Annotated in this window: 8 protein-coding genes and 1 tRNA gene; 8 read left to right on the top strand and 1 reads right to left on the bottom strand. The window is 33.8% G+C overall.

Annotation, left to right across the window (positions count from 1 at the left end; translation table 11 throughout):
- Positions 1 to 2: 2 nt before the first annotated feature.
- From ftsA to Q0828_RS05700, 4 genes are all read left to right on the top strand, one after another.
- Positions 3 to 1,358, top strand: coding sequence for a cell division protein FtsA (ftsA, locus tag Q0828_RS05715; protein ID WP_298418475.1), 1,356 nt, complete (start codon positions 3 to 5; stop codon positions 1,356 to 1,358).
- Positions 1,359 to 1,379: 21 nt separating this feature from the next.
- The gene (ftsZ, locus tag Q0828_RS05710) at positions 1,380 to 3,320 is read left to right on the top strand and encodes a cell division protein FtsZ (protein WP_298418473.1); all 1,941 of its coding nucleotides are present in this window, start codon (positions 1,380 to 1,382) and stop codon (positions 3,318 to 3,320) included.
- A gap of 98 nt (positions 3,321 to 3,418) precedes the next feature.
- A complete protein-coding gene (locus Q0828_RS05705) occupies positions 3,419 to 3,868 on the top strand; it encodes a GatB/YqeY domain-containing protein (protein WP_298418472.1) in 450 nt (149 codons plus the stop codon).
- A 48-nt stretch (positions 3,869 to 3,916) separates the two neighbouring features.
- A tRNA-Arg gene (locus tag Q0828_RS05700) sits at positions 3,917 to 3,990 on the top strand.
- 128 nt (positions 3,991 to 4,118) lie between these two features.
- Here the strand turns inward: Q0828_RS05700 and Q0828_RS05695 are convergent.
- Positions 4,119 to 4,319 carry a hypothetical protein gene (locus Q0828_RS05695; protein ID WP_298418471.1) on the bottom strand — a complete coding sequence of 67 codons (201 nt, stop codon included), beginning with the start codon at positions 4,317 to 4,319 and terminating at the stop codon, positions 4,119 to 4,121.
- Between the two features lie 192 nt (positions 4,320 to 4,511).
- Here Q0828_RS05695 and Q0828_RS05690 point away from each other — a divergent pair, with 192 nt between their 5' ends.
- The 4 genes from Q0828_RS05690 to Q0828_RS05675 all read left to right on the top strand — a co-directional run bounded on the left by Q0828_RS05690 (position 4,512) and on the right by Q0828_RS05675 (position 13,845).
- Positions 4,512 to 7,301 carry a LuxR C-terminal-related transcriptional regulator gene (locus tag Q0828_RS05690; protein WP_298418469.1) on the top strand — a complete coding sequence of 930 codons (2,790 nt, stop codon included), beginning with the start codon at positions 4,512 to 4,514 and terminating at the stop codon, positions 7,299 to 7,301.
- 240 nt (positions 7,302 to 7,541) lie between these two features.
- Complete coding sequence (locus tag Q0828_RS05685) at positions 7,542 to 10,553, top strand: TonB-dependent receptor (protein WP_298418467.1); 3,012 nt, start codon at positions 7,542 to 7,544, stop codon at positions 10,551 to 10,553.
- A gap of 10 nt (positions 10,554 to 10,563) precedes the next feature.
- A complete protein-coding gene (locus Q0828_RS05680) occupies positions 10,564 to 12,093 on the top strand; it encodes a RagB/SusD family nutrient uptake outer membrane protein (protein ID WP_298418465.1) in 1,530 nt (509 codons plus the stop codon).
- An 18-nt stretch (positions 12,094 to 12,111) separates the two neighbouring features.
- The gene (locus tag Q0828_RS05675; protein WP_298418462.1) at positions 12,112 to 13,845 is read left to right on the top strand and encodes a LamG domain-containing protein; all 1,734 of its coding nucleotides are present in this window, start codon (positions 12,112 to 12,114) and stop codon (positions 13,843 to 13,845) included.
- The last annotated feature ends 109 nt before the right edge of the window (positions 13,846 to 13,954 follow it).

The raw sequence follows: 13,954 nt of genomic DNA, 5'->3' as shown, positions 1-13,954 counted from the left end.
TCATGGAAAACAATAACATCGCAGTAGGATTAGACATAGGAACCACAAAAATTGTGGCAATGATTGGGCGAAAAAATGAATACGGTAAGCTCGAAATTCTTGGATTAGGAAAATCCAAGAGTCTTGGTGTGCATCGTGGTGTCGTAAATAATATTACACAAACCATTCAATCCATACAGCAAGCAGTACAAGAAGCTGAAAGCGTTTCTGATTACAAAATAAATGAAGTTGTCGTTGGAATTGCAGGACAACATATACGTAGTTTACAACACAGTGATTACATCACACGTGCAAACGCTGATGAAGTAATAGATGAAGAAGATATTGATCTGCTAATCAATCAAGTATATAAATTAGTAATGCTTCCTGGTGAAGAAATTATTCATGTGCTTCCGCAAGAATACAAAGTTGACGGTCAAGCCGAAATAAAAGAACCAATAGGAATGTATGGCGGACGACTAGAAGCTAATTTTCATGTAGTTGTTGGACAAGTATCATCTATCAGAAATATTGGAAGATGTGTAAAAAGTTCAGGCTTAGGCTTAGGCGGAATCACCTTAGAGCCATTAGCATCTGCCAATGCAGTATTAAGTCAAGAAGAAAAAGAAGCAGGAGTTGCTTTAATTGATATTGGAGGAGGAACGACAGATTTAGCTATTTTTAAAGATGGAATCATTCGCCATACGGCAGTAATTCCATTTGGCGGAAACGTGATTACAGAAGATATCAAAGAAGGTTGTTCTATCATAGAAAAACAAGCAGAATTACTCAAAATAAAATTTGGATCTGCTTGGCCAGGAGAAAACAAAGACAACGAAATTGTGTCAATTCCTGGATTACGTGGAAGAGAACCAAAAGAGATTACATTAAAAAATCTCTCAAAAATCATTCATGCCCGTGTTGTTGAAATCATAGAACAAGCATACTTAGAAATTAAGAATTACGGACATGAAGAACAAAAGAAAAAACTAATTGCAGGAATAGTACTTACAGGTGGCGGAAGTCAACTAAATCACTTGAAGCAATTAGTAGAATACATTACAGGAATGGATACCAGAATAGGCTATCCAAACGAACATTTGGCAGGAGATTCTGATGCAGAAATGGCGAGTCCATTATATGCAACAGCTGTCGGGTTAGTAATGAACGCAGTAGAAAACCAATCAAAAGTCGTTGTTGAAGAAGAAGTTGTGGAACCACCTACAGAAACAATTTCGGAAGCAGAATTTGCTATTGAAGACAACGCAGAACATACCAATAACAGTGCTCCAATACAATCGGAACCCAAAAAAGAACGTAAATCGATCTTTGAGAAATGGGCCGATAAGTTGAAAGATTTTTTAGATAACGCAGAATAATAAAAAACCAGTTAAAGAATTATGAGTAGCAACACAGAATTCGGAAACATTTCATTTGATTTGCCAAAAAACCAATCAAATGTAATCAAAGTGATCGGTGTAGGCGGTGGCGGAAGTAACGCCATCAACCACATGTTCCAACAAGGAATAAAAGGAGTAGATTTTGTAATCTGTAATACAGATTCACAAGCGCTACAAAACAGTTCAGTGCCTAATAAAATACAATTAGGAGTTTCACTAACAGAAGGATTAGGTGCAGGAGCCAATCCGGAAGTTGGAGAAAAAGCGGCATTGGAAAGTATAGAAGACATTAGCACAATGCTAGATACCAATACAAAAATGGTATTTATCACTGCTGGAATGGGTGGAGGAACAGGAACTGGAGCTGCTCCAGTAATTGCAAAACTTGCCAAAGATAAAGATATATTAACCGTTGGTATTGTAACGATTCCTTTTAAGTTTGAAGGGAAAATGCGTAATACACAAGCACGTGTCGGAGTTGAAAAACTACGTTCGCATGTAGATTCGTTAATCGTAATCAATAACGACAAACTAAGAGAAGTATACGGAAACTTAGGTTTCAAAGCAGGATTCTCTAAAGCAGATGAAGTACTTTCTACGGCTTCTAGAGGAATTGCAGAAGTAATAACGCATCATTATACGCAAAATATTGACTTGCGCGATGCGAAAACTGTGTTATCAAATAGTGGAACAGCTATTATGGGATCTGCAAATGCTTCTGGTGCAAACCGAGCAAGTGAAGCGATTATGAAAGCGTTAGATTCTCCATTATTAAATGATAACAAAATTGCAGGAGCTAAAAACGTACTGTTGCTTATCGTTTCTGGTTCAGAAGAAATTACGATTGATGAAATCGGAGAAATCAATGATCATATTCAAACAGAAGCTGGTGGTAGTGCAAATATCATCATGGGAGTTGGAGAAGATGAAACTTTAGAAGATGCTGTTTCGGTAACGATTATCGCAACGGGTTTCGATGTTGATCAGCAAGATGAAATCGTAAATACAGAATCTAAAAAAGTGATTCATACACTAGAAGATGATCAACCTGCTGTACAAAACTTAACAACAAAATCAACATCGGTAGTAACACCAAACATACCTGTGCAAAAACCTGTTGAAGAAACACCTAAAAAGGCAGAAGTAATTCGTCATTCATTACTAGATGATACAGCAACGGTAAATTTAATTCCAACGTCTGAAATCATTAAAAACATAAATGTTGTATATGAAGAAGTAAAAGCGCCTCAAGCACAAGTTGAAGAGGAGTTCATTATTACATCAATGACGGATGAAATTCGTAACATAGAAGTGAATGAACCTGAATTTGTAGTTGCTGAAACGAAAGAAGAAGAAGAGGAAAATCAGATTGCATTTACATTTGATATGCCATTGGCAAATCCTACTGTAGCAGAAACTAAAAAAGAAGAGAATACTATTAAATTTGAACTCACTTCAGAAGAGGTAAATGCTATAGAAGTAAATGATCATGTGGAAGTAATTCCTGTGACAGAAGTTCATGACAAAGGTGTCACACGTTACAGTTTGGATGATTATATGGAAGAAGAAGCAATTTCTGAGAAAAATATTCCACAAGCTGCTGAAGATGGCATTGTTTTTGAGAAAAAAATAGTTGCAGAACCGGTTCAAGAATCACAAGATACTGCCGAAGCGGATCCGTTTAACGCTACCATTGAAGAAAGCTTAAAAAATAGAGCTGATGAGCGTAGAAAAAAATTAAAAGAATTTAATTATAAATTTAACAATAGTGTCTCTCGTATTGAGGAAATTGAGAAGCAACCAGCTTATAAAAGAGCAGGAATTGAGCTTAATGAAAATAATTTATCAGATACGGCTTCCCGCACCAGTTTAGGTACGGATAGTAATGATGATATGCAACTAAGAAATAACAATTCTTTTTTGCATGATAACGTTGACTAATTAGATTTAGTACTATTATATATGTTTTTTAGACCCGGAAATTGCTGTTCTATTTTCGGGTTTAATTTTTATCTTCACAGCATTAAAACAAAGACATCATGGGATTACAACAAGATATAATGACGGCGATGAAAACAGCGATGAAAGCTAAAGATCAAACTGCTTTAAGAGCTTTACGCGCTGTAAAATCAGAACTGCTTTTAGCAAAAACTAGTGGAACTGGAGAAGATTTATCTGAAGCAGATGAAATCAAATTATTGCAAAAATTAGTAAAGCAACGTAAAGATAGTGCGGCTATATTTTTAGAGCAAGATCGTAAAGATTTAGCTTTGCCAGAAATAGATGAAGCAGAAGTGATTAGTGAATTTTTACCAGAACAGTTATCCGCAGAAGAAATAGAAAAAGTAGTTGTAATGACTATTGATGACATTGGAGCTTCTGGAATGAAGGATATGGGGAAAGTGATGGGAATTGTATCTAAAGAACTAGCAGGACAAGCTGACGGAAAATCAATTTCTTCTATTGTAAAAGCAAAACTTTCAAACTAGTTCACAAATTATAAACTTTAATAAGATTCTTTCTTTCGTGGAAGTTTTGGCTGCGTAGTTCAACTGGATAGAATATCAGATTTCGGCTCTGAGGGTTGGGGGTTCGAATCCCTTCGCGGTCACAGGAGCGGACAAATTAACATTCTTGTTTTTTTGTCCGCTTTTATTTTTGTTGAAAATTATTGATAACGAACGCGTTAATTCAAATGCTGAATTTACTTTTTGGGTTCGAACTACATCTTGTTTTCGATCATACGTGATTCCGTAGTCCATACGTTTCTAATTGTTTCGGAATTTCCACATTAGATAAGTTTTCATTTGCTTTCCACTCAAATGCTTTTCTGACCACATGTGCTTTATCACTTGGAACAATAATTGGAATGTTCTTTTCGTCTCTTGTATTCTTATATCCATTTAATAGACGATGACGCATTCCTGTGAAGTTGACCACCCATATTCCTGTTTAAATTGCTCAGAGTAAAACAGGTTCTAAAAAGAGCGTCTTTGTGATTACAAAAATATGAAATTTATCATTATTTTTTTCTTAATTTAGTTGATCTTTAATTGTTAAAGTCTAATAAGTAGGATTGTCCTGAGTTTTTAATGTTAAAAAACTTTCAAAATATTTTCCTAATAATATAGAATGAAAAAAACATCAATTTTCTTACTCCTTGCATTTATTCTTCAAATAAATTGTTACGGTCAGTTTTCTCCTAATATTAATAATTATTCTATAGCAGAATATCTAGCAGGTAATCAGAATTGGGATGTATGTAGATCTGATGAAGGAAAAGTTTATGTAGCAAATAATATTGGTTTATTAGAATATGATGGTATAGGTTGGGAATTATTTCAACTGCCTAATCAAACAACTGTAAGATCTATATTAACACATGATGATTTAATTTTCGCAGGTTCTTTTGAAGAGTTCGGTTATTGGAAAAAGAATGGGTATCGAGAGTTAGTGTATACATCATTAAGTGATTTAATAAAATCTGAAATTGCGGCTAATGAAGAAATATGGCAAATTTTAAGCTATAAAGATAAAATTATATTTAGATCCTTTGCAAGCATTTATGTATATGACTTTAAAACTGTAAATAGAATTCATTCTAATTCAGCAATAATATCTTTATCCTTAGTTGATGATGACTTATTAGTATCAACTTTAAATCATGGGATATACAAACTAGAAAATAAAAGTTTAGTACATTTCTTTTCAAGTGAAATCTTTCAGGATACAAATATCATCTCTATTGTAAAAAAAGAAAATCAATATGTAATCATGACTTCGTTGAAAGGAAGTTATTATTTAAATTCAGGCAAGCTAATACCTACAAATTATGCTTTTAATGATAAAATAAAGCAACATCAGTTAAACAGGTTTACGCAACTGAATAACGGAGACATGGTCTTGGGAACTATAAAAGATGGTATTTATATAGCAGACAGTAAAGGTGCTATAAAATTTCATATTAGTAAAGAGAATGGACTTTTAAACAATACTGTGTTAGGTCAATTTCTAGATGATGATCATAAATTATGGCTTGGTCTAGACAATGGAATAGCTGCAATTGACTTAAAGAACACAAACTATTTTTTTAATGATATTTCGGGTAAGTTAGGTGCTGTGTATGATGTCGTTAAGCATAAAGGTTTACTTTATATAGGAACCAATACAGGACTTTTCTATTTAGATAAGAGTGGTAAATTACATTTTGTAAATGGTTCTCAAGGACAGGTTTGGGATTTGAAAATTATTGACAACTATTTATTCTGTGGTCACAATGAAGGAACTTTTATAGTTAACAAAAATAAAATAAAGCAAATATCTGATTTCAATGGAGGATGGACTATTCATAAGGTGCCTGAACATGAAAATTTATATATTCAAGGTACTTATGCAGGTTTAATAAAGTTTCAATTGCAAAATGGAAAATGGCAAGTTAAACACATGGGAAAGACTACAATTCCATCAAGGTTTTTAGTCTTTGAAAATTCACATACAGCATGGGTAGCGCATGCATACAAAGGTGTTTACAAAATTGATTTTAGCAAATCTTTTGATACCATAATTAAAGTGACTAACTATGGAAAAAAAGGATTAGATTCTGAATATAATCCGAGAGTCTATAATTTAAAAAATGATATTGTTTTTAAAACGAATTATGGCTGGCAACGATACGAACCAATATTAGACTCCATTGTTCCTTTTAAATTGCTAGATGAGAAATTTGGGAAAAACACCTATATCATATCAGAAGAATCCATGAGTCCTATAGTTCTCAAGGATAAAACGGGAGTAATACGGTTTAAATATATTAATGATAGTAATGAAGAAAGAAAGATAAATAATAGTTTTATAAAGAATAGGTATATCGTAGATTATGAACATGTCTCCAAAATAAATGACTCACTCTATGCTCTAAACCTAAATAACGGTTTTATACTTATAAATAATACTTCTAAAGATTCGGTTATGGTCTTTAAACCAAAAATAGAATCTGTCCGAATTAATGGTAAAGCCGTTCTATTATCCGAAAAAAAATTAGAGACTATTGAATTAAAGCATGATGAAAGTATCGATATAGAACTCTCTTCATCAAAGTCTGAAAATCATTTTTTTGAATACAGCATACCTTCATTAAATAAAGAATGGTATAAAATAGAAAAGAGTAACCTTAGGCTAAGTAATATTAACTACGGCTTATACGATATTCTTTTGAGAACAAAAGATGATTTAAACAATACATCTGAGCAAAGTCTTATAAAACTAGATATTTCACCTCCTTGGTACAAAGGATTACCAGGAATAACATTGTATTCATTATTGATAGTAGGATTGATAGGCGTATTTTACTATTTACATCAAAGAAAAATTCGTAAAGAGCAGCATTTGATGGTAGTCAAACATCAAAAAGAGCAAGAAGAGCTTTTAAGAGAAAAAACACTGGAAAATGAAAAACACATTGTAATATTAAAGAATGAATCATTACAGAATGAAATAACAATAAAAAGTAAACAATTGGCAAATAATGCTATGGCCTTAGTGAAGAAAAATGAAGTACTTCAAGATATTAAAAATGAACTAGCTGTTAATAAAGATAAATTTCAAGATCATTTCTCCTACAAAAAACTTATCAAAAAGCTAAATAATTCTATTGAACACAAAGACGAATGGGAAATATTTGAAGAAAATTTCAATCAAGTACATGATGAATTTTTTGCAAAATTAAAAGAGCAAAATTCCATTTTAACTTCCAAAGATTTGAAGGTTTGTGCCTACATCAAAATGAATTTAACAAACAAAGAAATTGCACCTTTAATGAATATTTCGGTAAGAGGCGTAGAAACACATAGATATCGCTTAAAGAAGAAATTAAGTTTAGAAAATGATATTTCATTAACTGATTATTTATTAAATATTAAATAAATATGTAGTAAAATTACGAAAACTGCACTTTTTTACTACTTCATTACTACGTCATTCTATTAAAAAATAAACTTCATTCGCATTCATTCTTCAAACTAACACTACGTCAAGTCACTGTTTTTGCTGGCTTCTGTGGTAGCGTGAAATTTTGGCGTAATTAAAGTGTAAAACCATATTTATAAGTTTGTTGATAAGGTTATAAATTGCCAAAAATTAATCAACTATTCTATTTAATTAATTATGAAAGCTAAACTTAGTATATTATTACTTTGCTTTACTCTAGTTTCTTGGAGTCAACAAAAAAAAATAAGCGGCTTAGTAACATCTGCCAATGATGGAATGCCATTATTGGGTGTTAGTGTAATTGTCGATGGTACATCTAGGGGAACATCAACTGACCTTGATGGGAAATATTCAATCACTCTTCAATCAGGAGCGCAAGTAAGCTTTAGTTATTTGGGATACAAGTCTCAAACTATTAAAGTAATCGATCAAACAATTATTAACATTGCCTTGGAAGAAGATGCTAATTCTCTAGAAGAAGTTATTGTTGTGGGATATGGTTCTCAGAAAAAAATAGATTTAACTGGAGCAATTTCAACTGTGAAAGCTGAAGATATTGAAAAAACGCCTAATAGTAATATTGTGCAATCATTACAAGGGAAAGTTGCTGGACTACAAATAACGAGTAATGGTTCTCCTGGAGCAGGACCTACGGTAAGAATACGTGGAGTCAATTCTTTTTCTGCAGGAGGAGGTCCTTTATATGTTGTTGATGGAGTATTTTATGATGATATTGATTTTTTAGACAATAGTCAAATTGAAAGTATTTCTGTTTTAAAAGACGCATCATCAATAGCTATTTTTGGTCAAAAAGGTACAAATGGAGTAATTGTCATAGAAACCAAAGGAGGGAAACTGAATAGCAAACCTACTTTTACATATAGTGGATATACTGGTTATCAAAGAGCTCAGAATGTTGTTAAAATGGCAAATGCAGAGCAGTTTGTAACGATGGCTCTAGAATCCGGTTCTCAAGCAGATATAGAGTTTGTTGCAAATGCTATACAACGCTATGGGAGAAGTAGAATTAATCCAAATCTTCCAAACGTAAATACTGACTGGTATAGAGAAATACTAAGGGTTGCGCCTATTTCAAGTCATAGTCTTGGAGTTACGGGAGGTACAGAAAGTGCTACCTATGGTGTCAATGCGAGCTATTTTTCTCAAGAAGGTATTCTAGATATGGAAAATGAATATGAACGATTTAATGTTCAGTCAAATATTGAAGTAAAATTATCAGAAAGATTTAGAGTCGGAGCTAATGCTTTGTTTAGTAATAGTACAAGGTTAAATCCTGAAAACGGAGCTTGGTTTCAAGCATATTTTGCTGTGCCAATCCTTCCAGTATTTGATACTCAAAATGAAAACGCTACACCAACCGCTTTTTCAGATGCGACACTTTTAGGGTACAGAGGTGCTCAAAATCCATTTCCCGTAATGACTTTTAACAATAACAGAGTAAAACAAAGACGTGTTTTAACAAGTGCTTTCATTGAATATTCTTTGATACCAAAGAAATTGAAATTTAAAACGTTTTATAGTCATGACTATAACACAACGTCTGAAAGAAATGTAAGATTACCTTATTTCATCTCAGAGAACTCGCAACGAGCGGTATCTTCCATTAGAAGAGCAGAATTCAACTCATCCAATCAATACTGGGATAATATTTTAACATATACAGATACTTTTGGTGACCATAACTTAACGGCTATTGCAGGAGCTTCTTATAGAGATCAACAATTTGAGACACTACAAGTTACAGGAGATGATATTACTGGAATTGATCTAGAAAGTTCTTGGTTTCTAGATTTTGCTGATCCGGGTTCATTTGCAAATCAAGTAATTGGAAATGGTGACCGTTTATACTCAATTGCCTACTTATCTAGAGTTGAGTATAATTATAAAAATAAATACCTATTTAATGCCACATATAGATATGAAGGAGACGGTAGATTTCCAAAAGAAATATGGTTAGGTACTGGTAGTATAGGTGCAGGTTGGGTTATATCTGAGGAGAGCTTCATGCAGGATAATGGTGTTATTAATTTTTTAAAACTGAGAGGGAGTTGGGGGCAACTACCAAATGGAGCTCTTACAGGTAGTGCAGGCACAAGAACAGTCTCTACGTTAACTACTGCAATTAATGATCTTTTAACGAATGGTATTATAAGTACTAACAACTTTACTGATCTAGAGAGAGAAATATTAGAAGAAACCAATGTTGGAATTAGTGCTAAACTTTTTGATAATAGATTATCATTAGAAGTAGATTACTTTACAAGAGATACAAAAAGATTAGTAATTCCTGTAATACAGCCCATAGCTGGTAACACAGTTTTACAAAATGCAGGAGAAATGCGTAACACAGGTTTTGAAATTGCAGCTGGTTGGAGTCAACGTCTCAATAAAGATTGGAGTTTTTCAGTAAATGGAAACATAGGAACGCTTAAAAATAAAATGACCAAAATCAACAATAATCTTGGTTATTTAGATACTGGTAGCGCAGAATTTCGCCAAAGATCTATCCTAGGCGAACCAGTTGAAGCCTTTTTTGGGCTGGAAGTAGAAGGCGTTTACCAAAATGACACTCAAGTAGCAAATGATCCAATAGCAGTAGATAATAATTTAGAGCCTGGTGATTTTATTTACAAAGACCAGAATAATGATGGGATTATTGACGATCAAGATAGAGTAGTCATAGGATCTTATTTGCCAGAGTTTACATACGGTGGAAATTTACAAGTTTCTTATAAGAATTTTGACTTTTCTTTAGCAATAGCTGGTCAAACAGGTAATGAAATCCTTAATCGTAAACGTGGTGAGGTTATTTTTACAAATGATACTAATATAGATGCTGATTTTGCAACAAATAGATGGCATGGAGAAGGAACTACAAACTCGTATCCGTCTTCTGCCGGACGTAGAAAAGCATGGAACCAAAGGTTAAGCACATTTTTTATAGAAGATGGATCATTCTTTAGAATTCAAAATGTACAATTGGCCTACACAATACCATTGAAAAAATTGGGTGAAAATATGCCTGAATTCAAACTAACCTTTACCGCAGAACGACCACTAACAATATTTAAATACAACGGTTTTAGTCCAGAAGTAGCAAATGGTGTAGATAGACAAACGTATCCAATACCAGCTATATATACTTTCGGAGTAAATATTAAACTATAAAAAGCGCAATATGAAAAATTTAAGACAAAAACTCAAATCATTGCCATTTATGCTTATGGCTTGTATTGTACTAACGTCCTGTAATGATTTGCTAGAAGAAAATGATGGTCAGTTAGCAACTGGAGATTTAGACTTTACTCAAACTGACGATATGATACTACCTCTTGTTGGAGCATACGCAGTAACCTATTCGAGAGGATGGGAAGATCCTCTTCTTGTAGGAGTAAGAGGTGATGATGTAAACGCAGGCGGATTAGGAGATCAACCTCTATTTGCTGAAACTGATTTATTCAACTATGACAATGGATTTTGGATGTTCAATCAAGTTTGGGTAAACTTTTATGGAGACATTCTGGACATTAACAACGCACGCGAAACTATTGAACAATACAAAGAATTTGCCACAGGTGATGATGTAGCTTTAGGCGATCAATATATTGCAGAAACTAAAGTATTGAGTGGTTTTCAACATTTACAAATGTCCAAACTCTGGGGAGATATTTTTATCATCACTTCTACAAATGTTGAACAAGAACTAGATAATGGAGTGTTCACCAAGGAAGAAGTAATGCTATATATATCTAATTTGATGGATGAAGCGATTCCGTTTTTACCAGACGCAAGACCTAATGAAAGAACCGATCTTGCCGGAGGTGTAACAAAATATACTGCCCTTGCAATAAAAGCTATGGCAAACTTAGAATTAGAAAATTATCAATTGGTTGCAGATGCAACGGGTGAAATAATCAATTCTAATAAATTTATGCTTTACCCAGATTTTTACGAGCTTTTCAAAAAGCCGGGGCAGTTAAGTAATGAGAATCTTTTTGAATTGCAATTTTCAGATTTCAACTCAGATTCAGGTCCAGTAAGTAATCACTTATATGCGCCTTTTGGACCATCTAGTTGGGATCCACTCGTAGAAACTGCGTCAGGCGGTTGGGGTTTTTATGAGCCAAGCTTAAAATTTATCAAATTTATGATAGATAGAGGAGAACAAACAAGACTGGTTACCAGTGTTAACTTTACTCCAAGAGGTATAGAAGAAATCATGGAAGATCCAGGCTATACAACACTACCAAATTATATATCTAACGTAACATTAGATGGTGATGTATTTAACAATTATCCAAGAGCAATGTTTGGTAGCGGAAAACACTATCTACCATCAAACCAATTAACTACTGGTAGAAACGATTATGGTTCTGGTAAAAATTTCATTGTCATTCGATATGCTGAAATATTACTAATGTATGCTGAAGCATTAACACGTGGAGCTAGTGGTAACGGTATCAGTGCAGATCAAGCTGTTAATATGGTAAGATCTAGAGTAGGAATGCCATCACTTTCTGGCGTAACCGCACAAGATGTTATGGATGAAAAATATGCAGAATTGGCGATGGAATGGGGGATCCGTTACTTTGATATGATTAGACTAAATGAATTTAGTGAGCTAAGTTATGAAGGGAGAACATTCACGGAAGATGATGAATTTTTGCCTTATCCTCAAGAACAGTTGGATTTATTGCCATTGGAATAAAATTAATACGAAAAAAATATGAGAAAAATATTTAAATACAGCTTAGGGTTATCATTATTGATATTGATGCTCTCTTGCGAAGATAGGATTGATCCAATAACAGAAGTAGATCCAGGGCCAGATGCTGGTGCACCAACAGTAATAATTGAAAAACCTGTTGATGGTTTTTCAATTCAAGTGCCAGATCTTATAGCTTCTACTACAATTAAATTTAGAGCAGAAGACGACATAGAAATAGAATCTGTAAGTGTAAAACTTGACGGACAAGAAATTGCTTTTTATGATGAGTTTCTAGACTTCAGAATATTTAATGAAGAATTTATTTATGACAATATTACAACTGGTGATCATGTTTTAGAAGTTTCTGCCACAGATTTAGCGGGTAATGTCACTACATCAGTGTCTAACTTTAGTAAAGAACCCCCATATACTCCGCTTTTTCCTGGCGAAACTTTTTACATGAATTTTGACGGTAGTTATAACGAATTAGTTTCAGTAACAAGCGCAACTGAATTTGGTAGTCCTAACTTTGCCCCGGTAGGTCGCGTAGGTTCAGGTGCGTATGCTGGAGCTTCAGATTCTTACCTAACATTCCCAACAGATGGCCTATTGGCTAATGAATTCAGTGCTTCTTTTTGGTTAAAGGTTAATGCAGCACCAGATAGAGCAGGCGTTTTAGTTATTGGACCACCAGATGAAAGTAATCCAGATGCACAAAATAACAGAACAAGTGGTTTCAGGTTTTTCCGTGAAAATGCGGGTGGAATGCAACGTTTTAAATTAAATATAGGAACTGGAAGTGGAGAAGCTTGGTTTGATGGCGGTGCTGCTGCAGATGTTGATCCTAATGTTGATGAATGGGTTCACTTTGCTTTTACAATTTCAGAAACAGAAGCAGTTGTTTATAAAAATGGAGAAGTTGTTAGTCAAAATGCTTTTTCAGGAATAGATTGGACAGGCTGTGACATACTTTCTATAATGTCAGGAGCACCAAGATTTACAGGTTGGGGACATAATTCTGATGAAAGTTATATGGATGAGCTAAGAATCTTTAATATGGCTTTAAGTCAAGATGAAGTGATAGAATTAATAGCACAAGCAGATGAAATATTTAAGTTAGACTTTAACGGGAGTTATACAGAAAGTTACAGTGATCAAGATTGTACTGAAGTAGGAAATCCAGGATTTACCTCTGATGCTTTTGAGGGAACTAACGCCTATGAAGGTGCTGCGGATTCATATTTAACTTTCCCTACTGATCAATTACTATCTAATGAGTTTTCGGCTGTCTTTAATTACAAAGTCGACGCTGCACCAGATAGAGCAGGTATTTTAGTGATTGGTCCGCCAGATGTAAATAACCCTGATGCACAAAATAACAGAAACAGCGGATTCAGATTTTTCCGCGAAAATGCAGGAGGTATGCAACGTTTTAAATTAAATGTTGGAACAGGAAGTGGAGAAGCGTGGTTTGACGGAGGTTCTGCTGCGGATTTAGATCCTGCAAATCCACAATGGGTGCAAATGGCTTTCACAATTTCAGAGACTGAATGTGTAGTATACATAAATGGTCAAATAGTTAGTCAAAACACCTTCCCAGGTGTAGATTGGACAGATTGTGATATACTTTCTATAATGTCAGGAGCTCCTAGATTTACAGGTTGGGGACACTTATCTGATGAAAGTGCCATGGATGATTTAAGAATTTTCAAAAAAGCATTATCTCAAGCAGAAATTCAATCCATGCTTTAAAATTTTAAAAACAAAACATATTATAACAGTGTACTTAAATTTTGAATTAGTCATTACTGCTTTAGCTGGATTTTTTAAAATAAATGCAGCTAAAGTTTTTCAATAAGCC

The organism is uncultured Kordia sp. (genome assembly GCF_947496985.1).
Classification (GTDB): domain Bacteria; phylum Bacteroidota; class Bacteroidia; order Flavobacteriales; family Flavobacteriaceae; genus Kordia.
Note: the sequence above shows the minus strand (reverse complement) of the source record. Positions and strands in the feature narration are given on the sequence as shown.

Bases quoted from the DNA above. Each gene is read 5' to 3' on its own strand.
- ftsA (WP_298418475.1), top strand. From the start codon at position 3: ATGGAAAACAATAACATCGCAGTAGGATTAGACATAGGAACCACAAAA.
- Q0828_RS05685 (WP_298418467.1), top strand. From the start codon at position 7,542: ATGAAAGCTAAACTTAGTATATTATTACTTTGCTTTACTCTAGTTTCT.
- Q0828_RS05705 (WP_298418472.1), top strand. From the start codon at position 3,419: ATGGGATTACAACAAGATATAATGACGGCGATGAAAACAGCGATGAAA.
- ftsZ (WP_298418473.1), top strand. From the start codon at position 1,380: ATGAGTAGCAACACAGAATTCGGAAACATTTCATTTGATTTGCCAAAA.
- Q0828_RS05680 (WP_298418465.1), top strand. From the start codon at position 10,564: ATGAAAAATTTAAGACAAAAACTCAAATCATTGCCATTTATGCTTATG.
- Q0828_RS05690 (WP_298418469.1), top strand. From the start codon at position 4,512: ATGAAAAAAACATCAATTTTCTTACTCCTTGCATTTATTCTTCAAATA.
- Q0828_RS05675 (WP_298418462.1), top strand. From the start codon at position 12,112: ATGAGAAAAATATTTAAATACAGCTTAGGGTTATCATTATTGATATTG.